Origin of the sequence: Paenibacillus sp. FSL W7-1287 (assembly GCF_038004245.1) — a bacterium.
Lineage (GTDB): Bacteria > Bacillota > Bacilli > Paenibacillales > Paenibacillaceae > Pristimantibacillus > Pristimantibacillus camelliae.
Genome location: NZ_JBBORD010000001.1, coordinates 3,514,009 through 3,539,247, shown reverse-complemented (window position 1 = coordinate 3,539,247; position 25,239 = coordinate 3,514,009). Strand labels below are relative to the sequence as shown.

The 25,239-nt window shown below is 41.3% G+C and carries 21 protein-coding genes; 18 read left to right on the top strand and 3 right to left on the bottom strand.

Annotation, left to right across the window (positions count from 1 at the left end; all coding sequences use genetic code 11):
• Positions 1–128: 128 nt before the first annotated feature.
• From NSQ99_RS15975 to NSQ99_RS15905, 15 genes are all read left to right on the top strand, one after another.
• Positions 129–1,916: a cache domain-containing sensor histidine kinase gene (locus NSQ99_RS15975; RefSeq protein WP_340837769.1), complete on the top strand. Its 1,788-nt coding sequence runs from the start codon at positions 129–131 to the stop codon at positions 1,914–1,916.
• Between the two features lie 2 nt (positions 1,917–1,918).
• Positions 1,919–3,397 carry a response regulator transcription factor gene (locus NSQ99_RS15970; protein WP_340837767.1) on the top strand — a complete coding sequence of 493 codons (1,479 nt, stop codon included), beginning with the start codon at positions 1,919–1,921 and terminating at the stop codon, positions 3,395–3,397.
• A complete protein-coding gene (locus tag NSQ99_RS15965; RefSeq protein ID WP_251666283.1) occupies positions 3,394–4,701 on the top strand; it encodes an ABC transporter substrate-binding protein in 1,308 nt (435 codons plus the stop codon). Before NSQ99_RS15970 ends, NSQ99_RS15965 begins: the two co-directional genes overlap by 4 nt.
• 116 nt (positions 4,702–4,817) lie before the next feature.
• Positions 4,818–6,179 carry an ABC transporter substrate-binding protein gene (locus NSQ99_RS15960; protein WP_251666282.1) on the top strand — a complete coding sequence of 454 codons (1,362 nt, stop codon included), beginning with the start codon at positions 4,818–4,820 and terminating at the stop codon, positions 6,177–6,179.
• 88 nt (positions 6,180–6,267) lie between these two features.
• Entirely contained in the window at positions 6,268–7,134 is an 867-nt protein-coding gene (locus NSQ99_RS15955) for a carbohydrate ABC transporter permease (protein WP_251666281.1), read from the top strand.
• Positions 7,131–7,967 carry a carbohydrate ABC transporter permease gene (locus NSQ99_RS15950; RefSeq protein WP_251666280.1) on the top strand — a complete coding sequence of 279 codons (837 nt, stop codon included), beginning with the start codon at positions 7,131–7,133 and terminating at the stop codon, positions 7,965–7,967. Before NSQ99_RS15955 ends, NSQ99_RS15950 begins: the two co-directional genes overlap by 4 nt.
• Before the next feature lie 217 nt (positions 7,968–8,184).
• Positions 8,185–9,885 carry an RICIN domain-containing protein gene (locus NSQ99_RS15945; protein ID WP_251666279.1) on the top strand — a complete coding sequence of 567 codons (1,701 nt, stop codon included), beginning with the start codon at positions 8,185–8,187 and terminating at the stop codon, positions 9,883–9,885.
• A 180-nt stretch (positions 9,886–10,065) separates the two neighbouring features.
• Complete coding sequence (locus NSQ99_RS15940) at positions 10,066–10,890, top strand: carbohydrate ABC transporter permease (protein ID WP_251666278.1); 825 nt, start codon at positions 10,066–10,068, stop codon at positions 10,888–10,890.
• A gap of 81 nt (positions 10,891–10,971) precedes the next feature.
• Positions 10,972–12,186: an extracellular solute-binding protein gene (locus NSQ99_RS15935; RefSeq protein ID WP_340837761.1), complete on the top strand. Its 1,215-nt coding sequence runs from the start codon at positions 10,972–10,974 to the stop codon at positions 12,184–12,186.
• 34 nt (positions 12,187–12,220) lie between these two features.
• Positions 12,221–13,102: a carbohydrate ABC transporter permease gene (locus NSQ99_RS15930; protein WP_340837759.1), complete on the top strand. Its 882-nt coding sequence runs from the start codon at positions 12,221–12,223 to the stop codon at positions 13,100–13,102.
• Entirely contained in the window at positions 13,086–14,003 is a 918-nt protein-coding gene (locus NSQ99_RS15925) for a ComEC/Rec2 family competence protein (RefSeq protein WP_340837757.1), read from the top strand. Before NSQ99_RS15930 ends, NSQ99_RS15925 begins: the two co-directional genes overlap by 17 nt.
• On the top strand, positions 14,000–14,794 hold the full coding sequence (locus tag NSQ99_RS15920) for an inositol monophosphatase family protein (protein ID WP_340837755.1): 795 nt from the start codon (positions 14,000–14,002) through the stop codon (positions 14,792–14,794). The genes NSQ99_RS15925 and NSQ99_RS15920 overlap by 4 nt, the downstream gene beginning before the upstream one ends.
• A gap of 81 nt (positions 14,795–14,875) precedes the next feature.
• Positions 14,876–15,595: a GntR family transcriptional regulator gene (locus tag NSQ99_RS15915; RefSeq protein ID WP_340837753.1), complete on the top strand. Its 720-nt coding sequence runs from the start codon at positions 14,876–14,878 to the stop codon at positions 15,593–15,595.
• Positions 15,596–15,619: 24 nt separating this feature from the next.
• Positions 15,620–17,605: a hypothetical protein gene (locus NSQ99_RS15910; protein ID WP_340837751.1), complete on the top strand. Its 1,986-nt coding sequence runs from the start codon at positions 15,620–15,622 to the stop codon at positions 17,603–17,605.
• 74 nt (positions 17,606–17,679) lie between these two features.
• Positions 17,680–17,913, top strand: a complete 234-nt coding sequence (locus NSQ99_RS15905) for a hypothetical protein (protein WP_340837750.1) — start codon at positions 17,680–17,682, stop codon at positions 17,911–17,913.
• Positions 17,914–18,132: 219 nt separating this feature from the next.
• On the opposite strand, the gene NSQ99_RS15900 is transcribed toward NSQ99_RS15905, so the two are convergent.
• On the bottom strand, positions 18,133–19,089 hold the full coding sequence (locus NSQ99_RS15900) for an aldo/keto reductase (RefSeq protein ID WP_340837749.1): 957 nt from the start codon (positions 19,087–19,089) through the stop codon (positions 18,133–18,135).
• A gap of 154 nt (positions 19,090–19,243) precedes the next feature.
• Between NSQ99_RS15900 and NSQ99_RS15895 the strand changes: the two genes are divergently transcribed.
• Positions 19,244–20,077, top strand: coding sequence for a helix-turn-helix transcriptional regulator (locus tag NSQ99_RS15895; RefSeq protein ID WP_340837748.1), 834 nt, complete (start codon positions 19,244–19,246; stop codon positions 20,075–20,077).
• 58 nt (positions 20,078–20,135) lie between these two features.
• Here the strand turns inward: NSQ99_RS15895 and NSQ99_RS15890 are convergent, their stop codons facing one another.
• On the bottom strand, positions 20,136–22,199 hold the full coding sequence (locus NSQ99_RS15890) for a beta-galactosidase (protein ID WP_340837747.1): 2,064 nt from the start codon (positions 22,197–22,199) through the stop codon (positions 20,136–20,138).
• A 242-nt stretch (positions 22,200–22,441) separates the two neighbouring features.
• Between NSQ99_RS15890 and NSQ99_RS15885 the strand changes: the two genes are divergently transcribed.
• Entirely contained in the window at positions 22,442–23,317 is an 876-nt protein-coding gene (locus NSQ99_RS15885) for an AraC family transcriptional regulator (protein ID WP_340837746.1), read from the top strand.
• A gap of 31 nt (positions 23,318–23,348) precedes the next feature.
• Here NSQ99_RS15885 and NSQ99_RS15880 read toward each other — a convergent pair whose 3' ends face one another.
• The gene (locus tag NSQ99_RS15880) at positions 23,349–24,194 is read right to left on the bottom strand and encodes an AraC family transcriptional regulator (RefSeq protein WP_340837744.1); all 846 of its coding nucleotides are present in this window, start codon (positions 24,192–24,194) and stop codon (positions 23,349–23,351) included.
• A 174-nt stretch (positions 24,195–24,368) separates the two neighbouring features.
• Between NSQ99_RS15880 and NSQ99_RS15875 the strand changes: the two genes are divergently transcribed.
• Positions 24,369–25,229 (top strand): sugar phosphate isomerase/epimerase family protein, encoded by an 861-nt coding sequence (locus tag NSQ99_RS15875; protein WP_340837741.1) that lies wholly within the window; start codon positions 24,369–24,371, stop codon positions 25,227–25,229.
• Positions 25,230–25,239 lie beyond the last annotated feature (10 nt).

The following is a 25,239-nucleotide window of genomic DNA, read 5'->3' as shown; positions in this document are numbered from 1 at the left end:
GAATCAAAAAAATGCGGTATTGACCAAAAAAAATACTCAGCAATGCAATAAGCGTGCTCTGCTATAATGGGATAGACGTTAACTTTTTCCAGCGGCTGTCCAATTACTCAATGGAAAGGGAGTATGCTATGAAGCTAAGAGTAATGCGCAGTTTTTCTGGTGTACTGCGCCAATCACGTATTAGAAGAAGATTTTTCAGTGCAATGATTCTGGTGTCACTCCCGCCACTAATTATATTAGGTTATGTTTCATTTAATATTGCGAAGGAAACGCTAGTCGACAATCATATGGAGAGAAATTCAGGATATTTACAAACGGCCAGTGAGGTAACAGATTTATTACTAAGCAATATTATTAATATGAATCGCATTATCCTTTCCAACGAGGAGCTGAGGGATGATTTATATGCCAGTGGCTCGAATGCTGGAGAGAAGCAGCAATTTTTAGATGTACGTACGGCTAACAAACTGCAAAATATAGTTGTTTCGAATTTAATTGATACGCAAAATATTGATTCCATCTGTTTGTTCGATCGAAATTTTCGTTCTGTATGCTTTGGGAGGTCTGAGCAGGCAGGAAAGTATGGAACGGATGAGACTAGAATGCAAATAGCCAATACAGATTGGTATAGTGAAGCATTTCGTGCCAAAGGTAAAGAAGTGTTTTTTGGTTACAATGTGCTGGAATCGTCGTTAGATGGTCGCTCATTCTCTAGCGTTAAGCTATTACGAGATCCTAATCGCCTTACGGAAAGCATGATTGGATTGCTCGTCATTAATATTAACAAATCTATCTTTGATCAGTCGGTTATCGGGAGTGGGCAGAACGGCTTTTTAGTGATGGATGCCTCTCATACACCCGAGCCGATTGCAGTGTATGATCTTACGCCTTCGCTGACAGCTAGCATCGGATTAGGTGAAACGTTGGAGGATACTGTTAGCAAGGTGCAGGATGCAGGCTATATAGTAAGTCAGATAACGAATGCAACAACCGGCTGGAGATTTATTCATTATGTAGAAATGAAAACGCTGTTAAACCAATCCGATCGCATTGGTGGTATGACGCTGCTTATCGCTGCTCTTATGGCGGGAATTGCTTTATTAGTTTCATATTTTGTATCGGGTACGATTACACGTCCCTTACTGCAGTTGAAAAAGATGATTGTAGATTGGGCTAAAGGAAGCCCAGTTCATGCTGTATCGTCAACTGATTCATTCGCAGCTGATGAAGTAGGCGTCATTGGTCAAACCTTTCAGAGAATGGCTGCTACTAATCAGCAATTAAGCGAAAGCTTGCTTCAATCTCAGCTGAAGGAGCGTGAGGCAGAGCTTCGTTCCTTACTCTCTCAAATAAAGCCGCACTTCTTGTACAACACATTGGACTCAATCTATTTTATGGCGTTGCTAGAAGATAAGAAGGATATCGCGCAGATGGCGCTTTCTCTTTCGGAAAGCTTCAAGCTCAGCTTAAATAAAGGGAAAGAGCTAATTCCTGTCTTCAAAGAGCTGAAGCATATTGAGCATTATATGATCATTCAAGGCATGCGATATGATAATAGATTCCAGTATGTAGAAGAGGTGGAGGATGAAATAAAGTCCTATGAAATCATGAAGCTATTGCTTCAGCCTTTGGTGGAAAACGCAATGTATCATGGATTGGAGCCAAAGGAAGGTGAAGGAATAATTCGCCTAACCGGACGTAAAGATGGAGATTATCTCGTTTTCACAGTAACGGATAACGGCGTCGGTATGGATGACGTACAAAAAACGGAGCAGGGATACGGCATTCGAAATGTTCGTGAAAGACTCCATCTTTTTTACGGTGGACAAAGTGACTTTAGTATTGTAAGCAAAGTTAATGAAGGTACTCACATTGAGCTGAGGTTTCCTCATCAAGATAGGAAGGGAGACGACTAACCATGCTTAAAGCCGTATTATTTGATGATGAACATATTGTGCTCAAAGGATTACAAAAGCTTATTGTCTGGTCAGAGTGTGGTGTGGAGCTCGTTGCTACTGCTCAAAATGGAAAAAGCGCGTTAGCGGCCATTCGACATCACCAGCCGGATATTGTTTTGACAGATATACGGATGCCTGGCATTGATGGCTTGGAATTAATTCGAACGATTGGTGTTGAGTTTCCTGATACCGTATGTATTGTTTTTAGTGGCTATAACGAATATGAATATGTGAAGACAGCCATTCATCTTGGAGTCATTGATTACTTGGAGAAGCCTATTACTTTGGAGAAAATAAGAGAGGCAATCCATAAAGCAGTTCAACACATTAACGAAAGGTTAGAAATGCTAGAGCTGAAAAAACAAAAAAATCAAAGATTAATAGAGCAAAGCACGATGGAATTGCTTATGAAGGGTCAAGCTGCTGTTCCGAGCTGGATGGAGCAATTCGGCCCGAAAGCAAGCTCTGTGTCAGCTGTAACTGTATTGGCATGTTCTGATGGGCGATACCAAATAAACGAGGACCCATCATACGAGGCCATAAGTATTCGTAATGGTGAAGAGCATACGATTGTTTTGTTTCATTTTGATATGAATTGTCAGAACTGGATGGAGCAATTAAAGGAGCTAACTGATGTAACAGTCGGCTCAGGTAACACGTACATCTCTATGAAAGATGCAAGCAAAAGCTATAAAGAAGCGCATCATGCGCTACGCTATGGTCGTTACTTGGAAGGTAATGGATGGATAACCTTTAATGAATTGGCTGATTTGAGTGAGATTCAGCTGAATACAACGGAAAAGGAAGAAGCGTTGCTATTTGAGCTAAGGCTCGGTAACAAGAAGGAATTTATGATCAAGCTGGATCTTTTTTTAGAGAAATTCAAAAAGCGTTCGATTGACCCTGATGTCGCTGAAATGGAGTTTCTTCAGCTTATTTTTCATTGTATGGAGGCTGCGAAGGAGACAGGTGGAAATGCGGCAGATATATTCTCTCACAGCTTTGTACCACAAAAGGAATTGCGCAATATGAAGACTAGAGATGATGCAGCCATTTGGCTCCGCCAGCAATTAGAATATATTATCGATTGGGTAGTTGGGATTAGACAAAAATCTAAGCACGCAGCTATCGAGAAGGCTATTCGCTACATGGAGGAGCACTATGGTCGTGACTTAACCCAGCAAGAGGTTGCTAACCATGTCAATATGAACGCGACATACTTTAGTTTATTGTTCAAGGAGCAGATGGAGCTCTCTTATATCAAATATTTAACGAAGATACGCATCGAAAAAGCAAAGCTCTTTTTAATAGAGGGACTGCCTATTCAAGAAATTAGTGAACGGGTTGGCTATTATCATGCTAGACATTTTTCAGAGGTGTTCAAAAAGTATGTTGGTCTTACACCAGGTCAGTATCGAACAAAGGGGAATGTGAAATGAATAGCTACCCGATACCGAGAATACTATCTGGCTTGATCATCATTGCAGTACTTTCAGCATGTGGATATAAGCCTGCTCAGGAAACGATTGAACAGCATTCGAGCCAGATCATTATGTATTTATCATCCAATAAGGAGAATGAAGGAAGCGCAAGGATTATTAGTGAGCTTGCTCGTGAATATCAGGCTGCAAATCCTGAAATAAAGTTCAAATTTGAAAACGTCGCGGAAAGTAATTTGAATCAGCGTGTTCAATTGCTGGCGGCAAGTAACGATCTTCCTGTGCTTTTCAGCTATCAATCGGGCAAACCGTTGCTAGATTTGATACATAGTGATGCAGTGCTAGACTTGGAAGAAGCATTCAGTGAATTAGGTATGATGAATCAACTTAATCCCGCGGCTGTCGAGCTATTGAAATCATACGCGAACGGTGAAGGGTTGTATGCGCTGCCGCTTGAGTTCAATATCGAAGGCTTCTGGTATAATAAAGAAATTTTCAAACAGCATGAGCTTCAGGTACCCCAAACCTGGAACGAATTGCTTCAAGCTTCAGAGATACTACATACAAGCGGAGTACAGCCATTTGCCGTTGCAGGCAAGGATAAGTGGCCGATTACTAGACTAATTAACGCTTACGCTATTCGAATGTATGGTGCGGATGTCATGGAGCGTGTTGATAAAGGCGAGATGTCTTTGACAGATGAAGGCTTTGTAGAGGCAGTGGATACAGTTCAGCAAATGGCACTTAAAGGATACTTGGGGCCAAGAATAAATACGACAGATATGGAGACTTCGTTAAATGCATTTCTGCAAGGCAAGACGGCTATGTTTTATATGGGAAGCTGGCAGCTTCGTGCATTCAATAACAAGGATCAGAACCATATTGGTGAGGAATCTATTGGTTTCTTTAGTATTCCTCTTGTAGAAGGAGGGATTGGAACATTAGATGAGTACCCTGTAAACGCAGGATTAACTACCTCCTTTTCGAAAGCAGCTTATACACCTGAAGTTGGCAAATGGATGAAATATGTGTTTGAACGATACGGAGATCGTGCGATGAATGATCTAGGTATGATTACTGGTTTTCAAATTCAAAATACACCAGAAGATCTGCCGCCATTAACGAGACTTGTCCAAGAAAAAATAACGGAAGCAAAAAAAGGTGCACTTTGGTTTGAGGCCAGGTTCAATACTAGTGCACAGCTGCTGGCATGGGATAATGCGCAGCTATTAATGACTAATGAGGATTATACTGCCAATCAATATTTGACAGAGCTACAGGAGGAGCTTGCACGAGGACATTAATTACACCCAAAAAATGCGGTACTCAAGCAAAAAAATGAAGCGCTTACTCATTATCGCTATACCCTATAGAATTGAAATTGTAGAAACGTAATGACAATTTCACAGGGGGTAATTAAATGAAAGTGTTGAATCGTAAGACGTTAGTCATGTTATTAGTAGCAATACTGCTAGTGCTTGGAGCATGCTCATCTAATAGCAACAACTCTGGTACATCCAATGCTACGAACAATCCTAATAATTCAACTGAATCACCTTCTCCTTCAACTTCAACGGATGAACCTGTAACGTTAACTATGCTGGTTTCTGGAGCAAAGGCAGCTGAAGGTGAAGATTTTGAGCTGGAAACTTTACCACGATTAGTGAGAGAAAAGTTTCCAAACGTAACACTTGAAGTACAGAAGCTTCCAGATGAGCAGTACTATACAACGGTTAAAACAAAGCTTGGTGCTGGTGAAGGACCGGATATTTTCTTAGTGTTCCCGAAGCTCGCTAATATGGGAGCGATAGAAGTCGCTAAGGCAGGCTATGCAGCTGATCTGTCAGAGCTTAGCTTCTGGGATCGTGTAAGTCAGGCTGCGAAAAATGATATGAGCTATGACGGTAAGCCGTATGCAGTAGCTAAAGGAATGGACATTCTTGGAACATTCTATAATAAGGATTTATTTGAACAAGCCGGTATAACTGAAGTGCCTACCGATTGGCCTAGCTTCCTTGATGCTTCTGAAAAACTGAAAGCGGCAGGCATCACACCAATCGTAATGGGAGATAAAGATCCATGGGTTATTCAGTTCGGTATGTATCAACTTGCAGCTAATAGTGTATATCCTTCTGATCCAGAATTCGATAATAAGCTGCAAACTGGTGAAACCGAGCTAACAGATGAAAAATGGATTAAGACGCTCAATCAATACAAAGAACTTTACGATAAAGGTTATGTTGTGAGCGGCTCTTTAGGAATGGCGAGCGCTCAAGCCATCCAACAATTTGTAGACGGAAAAGCAGCGATGATTTTTACAGGAACCTGGGATTTGCCTGGCGTAACAGCATCTGGCGCATCTGAATTTGAACGTGGATTCTTCTCACTTCCTGGTAACGATGCTAACCAACCCGTGTATGCTTCTGCTTCTACTGCTGCGGGCTACGCACTTAATGCCAAATCAGCTAATCTCGATGTAGCAAAGCAAGTATTCGAATATTTGTATGATGCTGAATCTCCATTGTTTGAAGCTTGGGTTGCATCAAATCCATCTATTAGTGTATTTAGCGGCGTTGAGTTGCAACATGATATTTTTCAAAATGTACTAAGTGAGATTCAATCTTCAGGGAATGCATTCTATTTCTCTAATCAAATGTGGCCTGCAGGCGTAAGCGATGTTATGCAATCTAAGTTCGCTGAAATTATCGGAGGTAAAAATACAACGGCCGAAGATGTAGCCAAAGCTATGCAGGACAAATACAAAGAACTATACAAAGAGTAATAAGTTCGCTTAACTTTGGAGCGGAACGACCGCTCCAAAGTTAATATTTGATTGGGAAGGGAAAGAATCATCCATGAATAGTGCGGTCATGAAAAAGACAATGTATTTTTTTGTGCTACCTGCTCTCCTGTTTTATTGTATTTTCTGGATATTTCCAATCCTTAAACTGTTTCAATACAGCGTTACGGATTATAACGGATATGTTCAAAATTTTAATTATGTAGGGTTCAATAACTTTAAGACGCTCTTTCAGGAAGAAGTACTAGTAACCTCCATTAAAAACACACTAGTTTATACAGCTATTACCGTTATTCTTGGTAATATTATAGCTCTTTTGCTGGCGTTGCTTTTGAATGCTAATATTCGAGCGAAAGGGTTTTACCGTTCAGCTTTCTACATTCCAACATTGTTCAGTGCGATCGTAGTAGGATTTATTTGGAGCTATGTTTATATGCCACAGGAGGGACTTATCGCGTCGTTTCTAGCAAAAATTGGATTAACTAACTGGGACACGAATTTCCTTGGCAGTTATTCGAAGGCACTATATTCAATTATTGCAGTAGATATATGGAAAAACATAGGTACGAGTGTCATTATCTTTCTAGCAGGCTTGCAAACGGTACCCCACGAGCTGCTGGAAGCAGGTAAAATTGACGGAGCTGGTAAATGGAAGCTGTTTCGTTTTATTACACTTCCTATGCTTGCAACCTCGGTTACTATTAACATAACACTTAGCGTTATTAACGGACTTAAAGCATTTGATTTCCCGTTTATTATGACAAATGGTGGTCCAGGAATATCAACGAATACTCTTATATATGCCATGTACAAGATGGCATTTACTGATCAGCTTTTCGGAAAAGCATCAGCACTAGGTATTATTTCTTTTGCGATTATTATTGCAATAACTATTGTTTGTGTACTGACATTGAATAAGAAGGAGGTATCGGCATGAGAACCGAGTCTCTTATAAGGAAACTGGGGACACACCTCCTACTTCTCATTCTAGTATTTATTAATTTAGTTCCACTAATTATTGTGCTATCAAGCTCTTTGCGTTCACCGCGCAATATGACGAATCCTCTGAATTGGTTCAATGAGTTCACATTTGATAGCTTTATATCTGCTTATACGAGAATGCATTTTCCAATAGCATTATGGAACAGTATGGTGCTCACCTCGGTTTCCGTTGTGTTTGTTGTCCTATTGGCGGCGATGGCTGCATACCCAATGGCAAGAATAAGAAGCAGGACAAGTAAGTTTTTATACATTTTCTTTTTAGCAGGACTTGTTGTTCCAGGACAAATGGTGCTAATTCCGATTATTCAGATGATTAAGAGCTTAGGAATTCCGTTAGGGCAATATACACCAATATTAATGTTTATTACATGTAGCTTGCCTTTCTCCACCTTTCTATACACCGGATTTGTTCGGAGTAGTGTACCAGAGGAAATTGAAGAAGCGGCTTACATTGATGGAGCGGGCTTGATGAAGCGTTTTTGGAAAATTGTTTTTCCTTTACTTTTACCGGTTACGGTTTCAGTTATTATTACTCAAGGCGTCTGGATTTGGAACGATTACTTCTTCAATATGGTTTTTATTACGAAAACACTGGATGCCCCACTTCCGGTTGCTATGCTAGGTTTCCTAGGCGATCAGCAAAACCCGGCGCAATGGAATGTGCTTTTCGCGGCTTGTATCTTATGTGCGTTGCCATTATTACTAATGTTTTTTGCTCTTCAAAAATACTTTGTGGGCGGGCTTACTATGGGATCAGTCAAAGGCTAGGTTCCAATCTACACAAAACCGTTTGATCAATGGTGGAAATAGCTGCTTGCAAACTCATTAAAGCTCATTGGATATGAATCCGATGGGCTTTTTTGTATTTCTAATTGAGACAAGTAAAGATGTGGATATTAAATATAAATATGGTAATTGTTGTATTTGGTAAGCGCTGTCATAATTAGGCTGCAATACAAAAAAATTTGTTGGGAGTTGGTCATTTGTGAAGAAGAAAAAAAGGTTATTGAAGACACTTGTCATGCTTACCTTACTAATCGCAATGGTGCTACCAGCCAGTTCGCCTGCTTATGCTTGGCAGGGAATGCCAATGTCCAAGCTGCATGTGAGCGGAAACCAATTGGTGAATGCAAGTGGAGAGCCTGTACTGCTGAGTGGTTGGCATCAACCAACGGGATCGTATTGGACATACCAGAGCAGCAATTACTATTTGAACCGAAACAATGGCAATCGTCATGCTGCCACATTAGAGTACTTAAAAGAAATTACGGATACATTTACGGATACTTCTCCAAAATACGGCAACGATCATGGCTGGTACTCGAATCAAGTTAGACTATTTATTGATCGTGAAGACATGGGTGATGTTGCTGCAGGAACGTACAATTTTGCAGGTCTACAGACCGTTACACAAAACGTGATTATTCCATACATTCAATACGCAGAAACTAAAGGGCTATATGTGACCCTTGGTTTAGACTTTACGTTTTCTAACAATGAGGCGACTACTCAAGCCAATCTCGATAAGTTCAACGAAATATGGGGCTATCTTGCTTCACAGCCCGAGATAAAAAGCGCGAATAATGTCATGTTCGAGCTCGTTAATGAGCCTGTCCTCTCGTATGCGAATGGACGCTGGGGAGGGCATCCATCCGATCCTCAATTCACTGCATTTTGGAATGCTTTACGTGATTTTCAGAATTCAATGATTACTACTATTCGCAGCAAAGGTGCTGATAATGTCATATGGGCAGCAGGCCTAGGCTGGGATCAATATTACCAGCTATGCGCGACGAATCCACTTACAGATCCATTGAACAATATTGGCTATGCGGTACATTGGTATCCAGGATACGGAGCGAACAATAACTATACTATCCTGCAACAGCAGTGGGATACCAATATTAAGCCTTGTGCAGATCATTATCCCATCAATATTACGGAAACAACCTGGTTCAATACGCTGCCAGGAGATTCTGATTATTGGAGCTTGTTTAACGGTAGTAATGAAGGTTTTGGAAAAAACACAAAAGCGATTTTTACTGCTGCCGGTAATGTAAGTATCGCTGTCCATATGAATGGCTTTTTATTAGAGCCAGGACCTAGAAGTTCTTTTGCAGATCCAACGGCTGGATTATTATATGACGGGAATACGGCTCGAGATGGGATGGCACGATTTATTTTCGAGTGGTATTATGAACGAGCACAGATGAACCCTTGGAATGGGATATGGAATGGCTTGTCCTCTGGTTCAACCTACAAGCTGGTTAACCGTCAATCAGGCAAAGTCATCGATGTGCCAGGTGGACAAAACACGAATAACCTACAGCTACAGCAATATACAGATCTAAACACGACGGCACAGCAATGGGTCATTACGGATATGGGCACTTCAACTAACGTTTATCGCTTACGCAGTGTAAGCTCATCGGACGGTAAAGTGATGGATGTACGTAATGGTACGAAAAATAATGGGGAAGCGATTCAGCTCATGCAGGACTTCTCGAATACAGCCCAACGCTTCCGAATTATAAAGCTTAGCAATGGCTACTGGAGCATAATTAACATAAATAGCAACAAAGCCGTAGAGGTATCTAATTCATCGACTTCTGACGGGGCACTTATTCAACAAAATCTATATCGTGGTAATCTGAATCAGCAGTGGCAGCTGGTTAAAGTTAATTGAAATTCACTTAAGTAAATACAATGCTAGAAATGGACCATTCGATTGAATGGTCTTTTTTATTTCCATTTTCGCAAAATTGGATCTTAACCAATGCTTAATATGAGGATAACACAGTGATAACACATGCTGATTATATTCGTTGTATAGACGTCTAGACAATTAAGAAGGAAGGAGAACAACTTGAACTGGTTAAAGGCGAGCCCAAAATACGTCGTACTAACAGCAGTAGTCCTATGTACACTGTTTCCTGTTTACTGGATGCTAGTTATTGCAACTCAGCGAGATATATTTTCAAAAGTGTCCATTCTGCCGAGCTCCTTAACCTTGGAGCATGTCATCGATATATTTACGAAGGACAACTATATGCTGCCGCTTGCTAACAGCTTTACAATAACTGTTACTTCTCTGTTAATTGTGCTGGTGTTTGGCTTGTCGAGTGCATATGTGCTCGGTCGCAGAACGTTTAGAATTGCCTACAAAAATACTTTGTTGGTTTGGATATTGCTTGTAAGAGTACTCCCACCCATTACATTCGCATTACCGCTTTACATTATGATGAACGACGCTGGATTGCTGAGTACGAAGCTTCCAATCATACTCGCTCATGTACTCGTCAATTTGCCATTAGTCATCTGGTTTATGATGGCGTTTTTCTATAGCGTACCGGAAGAGATCGAGGAAAGTGCAAGAATGGATGGTGCTTCTGAATTCGTTATCTACAGCAAAGTGATTTTGCCGCTTGTACTGCCAGGGATAGCAGCAGTTACGATTCTATCCTTTATGGCGTCTTGGAATGAATATTTGTACAGCGTCATTTTTATTCAAAGTCCAGGTGATTTTACAATTCCATTGAAGCTGGCGACGCTGAACAGTGAGCAGGAATTGACGGAGTGGGGCAAGGTAGCTAGCGGAGGTTTGGTATCAGTCATTCCAGTGCTATTAACGGCGGTGTTTATGCAGAAGCATCTCATGAATGGATTAACAGCAGGAGCAGTAAAAGAATAGTGTACTTATTCAGCAAGAGTAACTTTTTTACACATAGAAAGAAACAAAAAAAGGATGAAAATCTGAGGGAGGATATAAGAAGTGAGGAAACGATTAGCTATAACTTTAAGTTTAATGATGGCAGCTTCTATAGTTGCAGGCTGTCAGGCAAAGAGTGAGGACAAGCTTGTTATTGCAGCGAGAGGTGGCTCTCATGTAACGGCTATGGAAGCAGTAAAAGCTGAATTCGAGCAAAAGCATAATGTGAAGGTTGAAATAATTGGGTTAGAATCAGCTGACCTAAAGCAAAAAATATCACTTGACGCTAAAAATAAAAATGGAGCATATGACTTAATCATGGCTGATGATCCTTGGATGCCTGAGCTAAGTGAAGCAGGGATTTTCGCTAACCTTACAGAGCTTGGGGTGGAGGAAGATGCTGATTTTGAGGAATCCTCATTAGCACTTGGTAAGCATCCATATCAGACGGGAGATCTGTATGCTCTACCATTCTCAGGTAACGTTCAATTGTTCTTCTATAATAAGCAGCTGCTAGATAACTATAATGCTGAAGTTCCGCAAAGCTGGGAAGAGGTGCTACATATCGCGAATAAGGCACATGAAGAAGATAATCTAATCGGTTATGTAATCCGCGGCCAGCAAGGCAATCCGATCGTTTCTGATTTCTTGCCAATTTTCTGGGCATATGGTGGACAGGTATTCGACGAGCAATGGAATGCACAGATCGATTCTGAGGCGGGTCAACAAGCTTTAGATACGTACATCCAGCTAGCGGCGGTCGGGGCTAACTATGAAACAACAGATATTGTTAGCTCTGTCTCAGAAGGACGTGCAACGATGGCATTGGGATGGCCGTCGTGGTTTATTGCGGGAGAGACAGCAAGTGCAGATTATGCGCCAATTCCCTCTAAGGCAACAGCTAATGGAGCAGCAGCTTCGACGGGGATGATTGGCAACTGGATGATGGGTGTAACAGCGAATTCACAAAACAAGGAGCTAGCTGCTAACTTCCTGACCTTCATTACTAGCAGCGACACACAGAAAAAGCTGGTAGAGCATGGCGGTGTTCCAACGAGAAAAAGTGTTTATCTAGATAGCGAGCTAGCTTCTAAGTATAAGCATTTCCCAATTATGCTTGAAGCATTGCAAAACTCCGTTGCCCGACCGAGAACAGCAAAATGGTCTCGCGTAGAAGAAGCGCTTGGTGTGGAGCTATCCGCAGCTATTGCAGGTACCAAATCCATCGAGGCGGCGTTGTCCGATGCTAATAAAGCGGTTAATGAAATTATGCAATAAATGTATATGCGAATGATGAAGGAGTGAAATAAGCTTGCATAGTAAACGGCGATTTCAATGGACAATGCTGGCTCCTGTCATATTGCTGCTGATCGGATTAACTGTATTTCCCGTCGTATATACGATCTCGAATAGCTTTACTGACTATTATTATCTTGCTAGTGAAGCAAAGCAGTTTGTTGGCTTAAATAACTATATTAAAGCAGTTCAGGATGAAGTTTTTCGTAAGGCTGTCTGGAATACCCTTAAGTTTATGCTCTTGGCTGTGACGATTGAAACAGCTCTAGGCTTAGCGATAGCTGTTCTCATCGAAAGCCTTAAAAAAGGTGCTAAGCTTTTGCGAGTATCGCTGCTCATTCCAGCTCTTCTGCCACCGGTAACGGTGGCGTTGATCTGGCAGATGATGCTTAGTAATCATAATGGAATTATTAACCATATTCTGGCTTGGTTTGGTGCGGGACCGTTTAACTTTTTGATGGATATCCGTATAGCCTTTAATGCGATTTTATTTATTGATATTTGGCAGTGGACGCCATTTGCATTTCTACTTTTATATGCAGGGCTGCAAGCAGTTCCACGCTCGCAGTATGAAGCGGCTAAAGTGGATGGAGCGGGCAAGCTGCGCATATTCACTCATATTACATTGCCGAATATTATGCCGACTCTGTTATTAGTTATACTACTTCGTACGATTGATACGTTTAGGCTGTTCGATAAGGTCAATATATTAACAGGCGGAGGTCCAGCCAATTCTACGACAACAATCACACAGTATATTTACAGACATGGCGTATACAATTTGCAAATAGGGTATGGAGCAGCAGCCTCCATCATTATGGTCGGGCTCGTGCTATTGTTTTCAGTAATATACATTAAACGTTCGCTCGGAGGAAGCCAGAATGAAATGCGTCATTGATTTTTTGAATGTCGGCTTTGGCGAAGCGACGGTGATACGAATTATTGATGGGGAGCAAAGCTCTTGTCTTGTTGTCGATGGCGGTGATGTAGATTCGCTAAAAAATTCACGCAGGTGCAGCCTAGAACAGTATGTGAGGGAGCATGCAATAGAGAAAATAGACGTGTTGATTTTGACTCATTTTCATAAGGATCATATTGGTGGGGTGCTGGCTATGCTTGGAAAGCTGCCGATTGAGCAAATGCTTTTTCATGTCATGCTTCCGATTCATATTATGCAAAGCGATCTTGATGATCACTCTACTCCTATGCTGGCATCGCTGTCGCTGTATAAGATGCTGCTTACCAAAGCGAATAGGCTGGGTATTCCGATGCGACTGATAAAGGAGCGGCATACGTTCAATGAGCGAGGTGTGTCCTTTTCGCTGCTTACACCAGATCAAGGCAAGCTGCAGTTGCTATGTGATGAGCTGGATAAGCTAGATATGGCCCAGCTCGATCAGCAGCAGCAGCGCTTGAGTCATATTGATCGCTTGCTCAATGAGACAGCTTTAGCTGTGCTAATTCGCTACAATGGTGAATCAGCAGCGCTGCTCACCTCGGATGTTGGTCTTGATTTTTGGGAGCCGTACGAAGGGGAGATTGGACGAGTCCGTTTGCTGCAAGCACCGCATCATGGCGATGCGGGCTGTATATCTCAGCGTTTATTGAAGAGTCTATCTCCACAAATGGTTGTGGTTAGCGCGGATGATGAAGGAACGTATCAGCTTCCTCAGCCGGAATTTGAAGCTTTCATTCGTGAACATTCACAAGCTGAGGTGTATTATACGGAAGCCGAAGCATCTACTCATCGCATCATACGAATCGATATAAATGATTGGAGATTGGATCTAATTAGATGAATAATGAAAGCTTAAATCTAAATGATGTTTTGAAAAACATAGAAGTATGGGTGGAACAGGTTGCCGAGTTTCAGCGCTCTGTGCTGCAGCATAAGCAGCTTCACGTATTAACTAAAGCATATGATACAGATTTTGTAACTAATGCAGACTTAAAGTCAGAGGAGATATTAGTCCAAGGCATTCGGGACAAATATCCTGAACACAGCATCCTAACTGAAGAACAAGGCCTGCTTGAAGGTCATAGTGATTTTCAATGGGTCATTGATCCAATTGACGGGACTACTAATTTTATTCATGGTTTTCCAGTGTACTCGATTTCTATTGCTTTGCAGATTAATGGAATCACTAAAGTGGGATTAGTCTATGCTCCTTTGCTTGCGATGAAGTTCTATGCAATTAAGGGTCAGGGCGCTTATCTGAATGGCAAGCGAATTCTAGTATCAAAAACGAGTGAGCTCGGGCATGGCTTATTGGCTACGGGATTCCCAGGAGCAGGTAGCGAAGAGCAATATAATCTCGCCTACTTTAACCGGATGATAAGTAAGGTAGCTGGCATTCGGCGTACGGGCAGTGCAGCACTAGATTTATGCTTTGTTGCAGCTTCGTTCTTTGATGGATATTGGGAATTCAATCTAAATGAATGGGATCTATGTGCGGGCGCGTTGATCGCTGAAGAAGCAGGAGGGCGGCTGCTACGAACAAAAGTAGAGGAGCATTCCTTAGTCATTTGCAGTAATGAGCGAATGATGGACGTTTTGCATAGCAGTTTACTAGAGTTAGAGCATAGCTAGGCACAATTGAGTTTTACGTAATATCGAGCTTTGCAGTACTGTTAAAGCTATAAGTTTACTGGAGAATTGGGGTCAAGCATATTGATTAGCTATCAAAATATTAAGCAGGAAATCGAAAAAATGATCGACAACAGCTTCTGGAAGGTAGGGCAAAAGCTGCCTTCGGAATATGAGCTTGCCAAGTATTTTAACGTCAGTCGTGAAACATTGCGTGCAGCAATTAAGCTGCTAGAGCAGGAAGGAAAGCTACTCGTTAAGCATGGAGTAGGTACCTTTGTTATTAAGCCGCTTCCAATGATTCCAAGCAGGCTCGAACTGCTTCAAAGCACGGGCACAATGATTAAGCTGGCTGGTTTAACAGAAGCAGAAAATAAAGAAATGGTTGGGGAGGTGCAGTGCACAAAGGAATGGGCAACAGCGCTGAGTATTGCCGAGGGCTCAACGGTTGTAAAGCTGGAACGTATTCGCTATGCCGACGGGGAAGCGGTAGCTTACTCTATTAATATGATGCCTAAGGAGCTAGTAGGGGATGCTTTTGAAGCTGAAGACTTTTCGGGCTCTCTATTCAGTTTTCTTGAAAACAGGTGCAAGATTCATATTGCTAGAGCCGATACGGAGCTCGTGGTTCCTCTAAAAAAAGATAAATATGTGGCAAGATTACAGGTCGAAAAAGAAGAGGAAACACCCGTTATATTGATGAAGCAGCTACATTATGATGAACAGAATAAAGAGGTGCTGTATTCCTACGATTATTTAAGAAATGACATCTTCAATTTTTGGGTACGCAGAGAGCGCAAGTAACAGTTTCTATCATAAGGAGTGGTGATGGTGAACAGACAGTATGCATGGACAGTAAAATGGTTAACGGTTGTACTAAGCACGGTATTGTTAATATCGTTCATCCCGACAAGTGTGACAGCAAGCTCAGGATTGATTAATGCCAATCCATACAAAGCTTTTCATGATACGTATAATGAGAGTGATCCAGACCAGAAGTTTCTTGATGCGCTGAACTTAAAGTTTTACAATGTCGAGCTAGATATTATGGTGGATACGAATCATAGCGTTTATTCAGGCTCACAATATCCTGATTACTTACAGGATAAAGTGAAGCTGTATGTGAAGCATGATGCCGCAGCTTGGCCGAATACTAGAGATCTTTATAAATATTTTGAGGATGTAGCCGCTCAAATTAATCGTAATGGTGGCAGTGTACATGGTGATGGGAAGAGCTTCATTATTAATATTGATATGAAAACAGCAAACAATCCAAATTATGAAGCTGTGTCTAGCTCTGTACAGGCGATCTTTGAGCATTATGGGCAGCTGATGAGCTATGGCTATATAGGTGATGCAAGCAGCTTCTCTAACGGTGCGATTACTGTGGTTTTATCTGGTGCTGAAGAGATGAAAAATGCTTATTTTGATTACATATCTAGCACGACAGGCAAACTGCTTGCATTTAAGGATGAAGTTTATAGCATTACTGACAGCAGATATGGAAATGTTGCAGATTATTTCCCGAATGAAGCGGATGTTTATCATCGTTTTTACGCCGTTCATTGGAAGCATATTGAGAGCGGTTTTGATCTGCTGATGCCTGGAAACTGGTCCCAAGAGGAAGAGCAACGTTTAGAGGCGATGCTAACAATGGCTTCACAAAAGGGATATACGTTGCGTTTCTACAGTCTAAACGGAAACGAGGGTGCTTGGCATTATAAATTTCCAAATGGAGATGGAGAAGCAGCACAAAGATGGACGCAGTTTGCTTATGTGAATCATAAGTTAGGGACGAATCACTTTGTATCTACGGATTCGTATCAGTCGATTACCGGCATTTATGATCGCTTTTTAGTGCCACTGCGTGATTACAATCATCGAGTGGAAAAACAAGGAGGAACGCAGAATGGCGTAAATGCTTCAATTTCGATTACCGATGATAAAAGGGTCGTTGAAGTGCATAAGGCGGAAGGTTTGTTTAACAACAATTTGTGGTATTCCGTAGGCAGTGTTCAAGATGATGGATATATTCAATGGACAACAAATGAAAGAATTAATCCTGCTGGCAGTAATAAGAATGGTATTCAGCCTGACAGTGACGTTTCGAACATAAACGGTCAATATGTGGTCGTTCAAGTTAATCAGACCGATGGAACAGGCTCAGGCTTATGGGCAAATATCGGTAGATTGGAAGCAAACTCTACGATTACATGGCTTACGAATGAAAGAATTGCTGGTGGTGGTCAGCATACAGAAGGCTCATGGCCGCATATAGCAATGAATGGCGACAAAATAGTTCTCGTTTATTCTAATGGTGGAGCATTGCATTATCATGCCGGACATATTGATCCATCGAATTACAGCATTACATGGATCAATAAGGGAACGGTGAACAACCAAAGTGGTGAACGCCCAGATGTGACACTGAAGGATGATAAATTGATTGTAGTGTACCGTAACAGCGGTCAATTAAACTATACTACAGGAACTTGGGATGCTAGTGGGCAAATTTCATGGCATGTAAGTGGAGACATGAACGGTCAGGATGGTATAGACCCTACGGTTGCATTTATAGGCAACAATAAGGTAATCGAGCTCCACACGAGTGAAAACACGGGACTGATTTGGTACAATATTGGTGAGCTTCAATGGCCAAATATTGCTTGGATGAACAATTATGTATGGGATTCTGGGGCATCGTCAACACCAAGTGTAGATTACAATGCCGAGCATAATGTACTCGTTGATATTCATAAATCATCACTAAATCAAGCGTTGTGGTACAACACAGGCAAGATAAATATTCCATAAGCGATATAGATAAAGGACTAATTTCCATTAATGTCGAATATTAGATTCAATAATCGATATTAAGGGGGATAACAATGGCTAGAACCTATCATGCGGAAGGTAGACAGCTGGCAAAGCTATTAAAGGCACTGTTTATATCAGGCGGAGTTATTTTATATATAAGTATTCCGGGACTGCATTGGGGATTTTTCATTGCGATTGTTATCGCTGCGATACTATTATCCGAGATCGCCGGCGCGATGTGGACTCAAAAAAGAAGGATGCAAAAGAAAAGCAAAAAGGCAAGTAAAGTCAAGCAAAGCAAATAACTGCGCATATAAGTAAATAGATGTCTTTCAACTAATTGACGCTAAACGTTAAGAAGCCATCAAGTCTTAATCATGTCGTAAGATATGATTAAGGACTTGGGGGCTTTTTTATCGAGAAAGGAATCGTCTATCACGGGATGATAGACGATTTCGGTTAGTAAATCATAATTAGATTAGAGAATGTAGCATTAAGGCTGCTCGCATCAAAAGCTAGACTGCTTATTCACGCGTATCCTGTTTTAAATCAAGCCAGCTTACCTCACTTGGAGTAAGTGACACATGAAGCGCTTCTAGGCTGGAAGTTAGCTCGGTGGTATTGTTCGGTCCTATGATGGCGCATGTTGGGAATGGCTGATGCAGCACGAATGAAAGTGCAATATCATTCGTGCTTCTTCCTTTCTCAGCTGCCAGCTCTGAAGCTCTGCTATAACGTTCCCAATTTTCATCATTGTAATAGACACGTACTGCCTCAAGGTCATCCTTGTAGCTGGGGGAATAACGCCCTGTGAAAAAACCACCAGCTTGAGAGGACCAAGATAAGAGAGGTAATTGTGTACGTTCATGCCAATCTACATAGACTTCATTAGCAGAAATACAGCCTTCCCATCTTGGCTCATTCGGCTTCGCTAGACTAAGGTTAGGACTGTTACAAACAAAGCCTCTCAAGCCATGACTTTCTGCATATTGGTTGGCTTCCTCGATTCGAGCTGTCGTCCAGTTCGATACACCGAGTGCATGGCATTTTCCAGCTTCCAGCTGTTCATTAAGTATTTCAAGGATGTAGCCGACTGATTTCTGAGGATCATCACGGTGAAGCATGTAAACATCAACATAATCTGTCTGCATCCATTCAAAGGTTTCTTCAATATCGCGTTCAATCTCCGCCTTGTTAACTCGCGGGCCATTTGCATCGGGATGGGCGCCCTTTCCAATCAGAACAATTCCTTCACGATTGTTACGCTTACTGATCCACTGTCCAATCGCTTTTGCACTGCCTGGACCATATACCTTAGCTGTATCGATCGTATTACCGCCTCGTTCTACATAGCAATCCAACAGCTCTTCAGAGTATTCCTGTCGTTCGATATTCAACATCATCGAGCCGAGTACTAACTTAGTGATAGGTTTTCGTACACCATCAATACCGATAGATTGCATTAGATTTGTACTAGTCATTAGATGACAAACCTCCTTAAAGTTGAAATCTATTTAGTTCATGCAGTAATCGTTTCTATGCTAGAATATTGCTATTATATACAATATAATGTGCCTTGAATATAACATTATTATGATATCGATATAACGATTTTGAACAATAAGGAGAAGAAGTATGAGTAGACATGTTTTTTTGCCTGCAGTAGATAAAGGGCAATTTTTTTGTTTTCCAGATTCGATTGGTCATTATCATTTGAATCCCAATCATATGGTTGATCGTCAGACAGGTGAACTGACCATGTTTAATTTTCATTTGGTTTCTAGTGGAAAAGGCTATGCCGAAGTAGATGGACGAGTATATCCACTTCATGCAGGAGATGTCTTTCTCTATTTTCCAGGACAAGCGCAACGATATTACTCTAGTGAGGAGGAGCCATGGGAGGTATATTGGATACATTTTTATGGCACTCTGGTCAGTGAGTATTTTATAGATCGAGGTTTTGCGCATTTTCCGCTATATACATTACGCCAATGGGAGTCGCTGCAACAACTATTCGAGATATTATTGAATGAAACCAAGGAAAGTGGCGGACTAGAATCTGCTAGAATATCGATGCTGACCTATGGCTTGCTTGCTGAATTTGTTCTCTACGCTGAGCCATTAGGAGTAAGAAGAGGAAATAATGCTACTGAAAGGATTATGGAATTGCTTCCACTTATACAGGAAGTAGCTCAGGAGCCCTTCGAGCTGGACAACTGGGCCAAGAAAGCAGGGATGAGTACTTCCTATTTCTGTCGCAACTTTCGCAAGGTAACGCAGCGTACACCGATGGAATTTGTTACGCTCTGTCGACTGCGTTTAGCTAAGCAAATGCTGCTTGAGGCGAAGGAGAAGTCAATTAGTGTGATTGCAGAGTCATGTGGATATCCAAGTAGCAGCTATTTCATTAAACGGTTTCGAGAACATGAAGGCATTACACCAACTGAATACAGAAACCTATATATTTAGAAATTCCCCTCCACAGACAAATAGAGCAGCGCATCTGAGCTGCTCTGTTTGCCTATGGTTAAAACTCTCTATAGAAATCATCTCTAATGTCCGATACTGCAAGATAGCAATCCTTGCCATCGAGTAGTCTTGCTGGAACCTTCCACACCTCTCCGTAATAGAAGCTATCTGCAACGAATTGTCCATCTGCATAAAGCTGCGCGGTGTCACCATAGTAATCAATATCGATCAACCCCTGACTACCCTTAACGTTAATCATTTGCCACGTAATCTTTCTTTTGCCTCCGATATGCATGTAATCTACATGTGTTGGCTCAAATGGTGGCGCATCGATAGTAGAGAAGGAAACAATTGGCGCTGTATAAGGCTGATGTATCGATTTAAGCTCAAAGCTTTCGCCATTCCAGTAGTGATAGTTGTAATCACCATCTTCAACTGAGAGTATAGTATTGTTTGCGCTGTACAGATCACAGCCATCGCCTAGATAGATCTGACCATCTAGCTTGCGCAAATATTTAGCTTGCTCCCATGTCAGTGTTACAATACGAATTCCATCGACAGTAAACGAGGACTGAATCCCAGGTTGTCGTACAAAATTATCTCCATTATCGAATTGATAAGTGGCTGGAATGCCTGGTACTTGAGCAAAGAAATAGTTATTTCCTATTCTGCATAGCGGCTGTGCGGTCGCATATTTCAAATTAACGCCTGACAGATTCATGTTAAAAGGCATAAAGAAGCTTACATCTCCACAAATATCAATTGTTGGAAATGTGACGGTGCCAGTATCGATGACTACGTCTCGGATATCTTCAAGCGTTGTAAGCCTCTGATAATGATTCACAAATACAAACCCTCGCTTGCCGTCTGTACGCATAACATAACGTAATGAATTCGTATCATCTCGTGTAACCGTATGCTGAGCCTCTACTCTGACCAGTGGTGCCAAGTTTTCCCCGAAGTCTTGTACAAATAAATGCAGCAGGTTTAAAAGCCTATATTGCTCTCGTATCTCGCCATACTCCGAGATTGCCGTCTGAAAATCATAGGAGAGAATAGGGTAATCATTTGGATAGCCTGTAGCCTTCGATTCCTGAAGAGTCGATAGCTGTCCAAGCTTGTTCGTTCCACCATGATACATATAGTAGCCAACGAGATTGTTACCATCACCTAGCTTTACAAGCGATATTGCATAGATATCCATCCCTCGAACAAGCGGTCTGCGATGATGCGTTACTTGCATTCCACCGCCTAGCTCGCACGTTGCAAATGGATATCTCTCATAGGGCAGCTGCCAGCCATCATCGCTTTTTTTCTCTTGAGGAAGGAGATCAGCCCCAATGCCAGTGTCATTACGCATGCCAGTAAAAAAGTAATGTGGAGATGGAGGCAGCTGATTCAAGTGTTCCTCCCAAGGTGCATCACAGTACCCGCCAAACACTGGAACAACATCATCCACAGGAATTTTAGCTCCTGCAGCAGCATTCCAGCCCGTTACTGTATATAAAGGAGCAATGATACCACATTCGATTGCAATCTCCTTTAATTTGAGCAAATGCTCAGCGTCGTGTGTTAATTCATTCTCTAATTGGACAGCAATGATATTCCCACCATCCTTGTACAAAAGCCCCTGCACCTGCTCTGAAATTTTCCTGTACAACATACGCACCAATTCAAGATAACCAGCATTATTATCTCGCAGCTTGAAGGGCTTTTTAAGTAGCCAATCAGGGAATCCTCCATTCCTGCACTCACCATGTGCCCACGGGCCAATTCGAATAACGACCTCGAGTCCTGCTCTCTTACACTCCAATATAAAAGCACGCAGATCATTGTCGCCTGAGAAGTCGAATTCACCTTCAATTTCTTCATGATAGATCCAGAAGATGTAGGTCGATACAAGGGTAATACCACCTGCCTTCATCTTGCACAGTTCCTCATACCAATGTTCTCTGTTATACCTTGAGAAATGAAATTCCCCCATAATTGGCACCCATGGCTTGCCGTTTCGGGTAAAATATAAGCTTGTTACATCTATGCGATCTCCCTCGGGATTCTCTCCTCCAAGCTTCAAATGATGCTCTAATATCTCCGGCTGCTTAAAGTTCTTGAATGTATACATACAGATATCTCCTCTCTTGGCGTTAATATTGAAGCCATTGTAGCTTAAGAGATGACTTAACCGTTAGTAATTCATAATGAAAAAGTAGCACAAAATGGATATATTGATGAAAGTTACGATGTAAATGATAAGTCCATGCGAACTATTGATGGGTGCTCACTACAATCGTGATCGTCTATAATAGGGCTTGAGGATGACTATGACTAGGAGCTGTATTATACGAGCTATATTAGGAGGTAGACATGCTACCATTTAGACTATTTCATCATAAGGGTGAACTTGAATTACCGTTATCATTGTATAGCTGTGGCCTGCATCCCCAGCACATCATACATAGACCGATTGGCTATCCAACATTTCAATGCATGATTTGTTTTTCTGGCTCAGGAACCTTTCACTTTGAAGGCATACCTTATCTGAAGATGAAACAGGGAGAACTATTGTTAGTACCAAGTAAGGTTGCTCATGATTATGGTCCATCAGAGGTAGAGCCTTGGATATTAGGTTATATGGGAATTGAGGGGAGCTATGTGGAATCCATCATTAGTGCACTCCAGCTTCCGTTATTAAAGCCAATAGCAGTAAATGAACATGAGCTTCAACAATTAGAGCAAGACATCCAGCAGCTGTGGCATATGAATGAGCAGGAGGAAGAAGATGCTAATCGGTCTGCTTCTATAAAAATTTATAGTACATTAACCTATATCGCTACGATCAACGGTAAAGAGAAGACGCAGAAGCCGTACCGAAGCAGCAGTGGGGCAAAGGATCTGCTCCGTGCTTCTGTTCAATATATGGAGCAGCACTATATGGAAGACTTAAGCTTAGCTAATATTGCTTATACGGTAGGCTATTCCAAGCAGCATTTTCAACGTAAGTTTAAGGAAGTCTACGGAATAAACCCTAAGCAATATCTCCAGCGTCTTAGATTATTGAAGGGTGCTCAGCTACTAGAGGGAGAAGTCGAGTTATCTGTAGGTGAAGTAGCGACAATGGTAGGGATGGAGCTTAACTATTTTGTGCGGTTATTTAAACGCAACTATGGCATTACTCCTGCAAAATATCGAACACAGAAGGACAAAAACATCGACACCTCCTCAACGATAGAGATAAATTAATAATGAAAGGACTGAAAAAAGATTCCGGTCCTTATTTTCTAAAATATTGCTTAGGAGAATAGCCTGTAATGCCTTTAAATGCTTTGTAGAAGGTAGAGTAATCACTATAGCCAACGGCATGAGCCGCGTCTAATGCGGTCAATCCTGTCATAAGTAGCTCTGAGGCCTTCATAATCTTTTTATAGGTTATATACTCGTTTACGGTAAAACCAGTATTCAATTTAAAGATGTGGCATAAATAATACTTGTTCACATAAAACCTTTGCTGCAGGACATTCAGTGTTATTTTTTCATCTAAGTTTTTATTAATATAATCTAGAATCTCTACTATTTTATGATCGTATTTATGGCTTTTTTGACGCTCTCCAAGTGAACGATCATATTTTGCGAAAACTTTATTCATCGTAACAAGCATCTGTACGAAAATAGCTTTCATTAGGGTGTTGTTTTCTGGGGACGAATCTTGAGCAGCGGTTTCTAGTTGCCTCCACAATTCATCAATCTTATATTGATGGACATCTTCAGCAGTAATTCTATTAAAATAACCTAGCTTCCTGTTTTCAATATGTGAAAGTAAATTATATTCACCTGTCTGAAAGGAGGAGATGTATTCTGGTTTAAAGTGAATGAACTTGCGTTCATAGCGACATTCAGAATTAAATACAATTCTGTGCAGCTCTCTTGAATTGGTAATAATCATATCATGAGGCCGGAGCTCATATGCCTGCCCTTCAATATAATACGTAAGATCCCCAGCAATAAAATAAAACAACTCATAGCAATCATGTACATGTGTTGTCACATCAGTTGGAATGTCTGTTACCGAATGAACTAATAAAAAATGGTTACTAATAAAACGCTGAATTTGTTTATCCATAGCCGCCACCCCCCTCTTTCAGTTTAAGGCATGTCCCATCGTGCAGCAACACGAAATCAGCAATATTTGCAATGTATTAAGCAATAAACCCAATGAATAAAAGCTCTAGTTGCTATACAATTTTAATTACTTAAGGAAGAAACTAGAATCACTAGTGAGAGAGGATGGCAACCTATGAGCAAATTTATTCTATCGGCCTTTGCAGATGAAATCGATTCTAATTTAAACACGCAGATGGATGTTCTAGATCAGCATCGTATTAAGTTTATTGAGATGAGAGGAGTAGACGGTAAAAATCTTGTTCATTACACCTTGGATGAAGTGAGAGAAATTAAAAATCGTCTTGATGCGAGAGGCTTTAAGCTTTCCGCTGTTGGTTCACCGCTAGGCAAGATCGGCATAAAGGATAATTTTGAGCCTCACCTGGAGCTGTTTAAGCATACACTAGAGATTGCAAAAATTATGGAATGTAAGTATATAAGGATGTTTAGCTTCTTTATACCAGAGGGAGACAGCCCGGACATTTATCGGGATGAAGTCATCTATCGCTGGAAACAGTTTGTAGAAGCCGCAGAAGGAAGTGGAGTGACCCTTCTACATGAGAATGAAAAAGGGATATACGGCGATACCCCCGAGAGATGCTTGGACCTGATAACAAGCATGAATTCTGATTACGTTAAAGCGATATTTGACTTTGCAAATTTTGTGCAGTGCGATGTGAAAAATTATCCAGACGGCTATGAATTACTAAAGGATTATATCGAGTATGTACATATTAAGGATGCGGTGTACAGTGACCATCACGTTGTACCTGCAGGGGAAGGCGATGGCTGTGTAGAAGAAATTCTTCAGCAATTGTCACTTCGTGGCTATGAAGGGTTTCTATCACTAGAGCCACATCTAGGTAATTTTGCAGGCTTCGCTGAGCTTGAGCCGAATTCACCTGGCTATGATCTTCCAGAGGGTGGAGCAAGAAGCTTCGCGATTGCTGTGCAGGCATTGAAAAAGCTAGTAACGAAAATTGAGAACGAGTAAGGGGGATTAA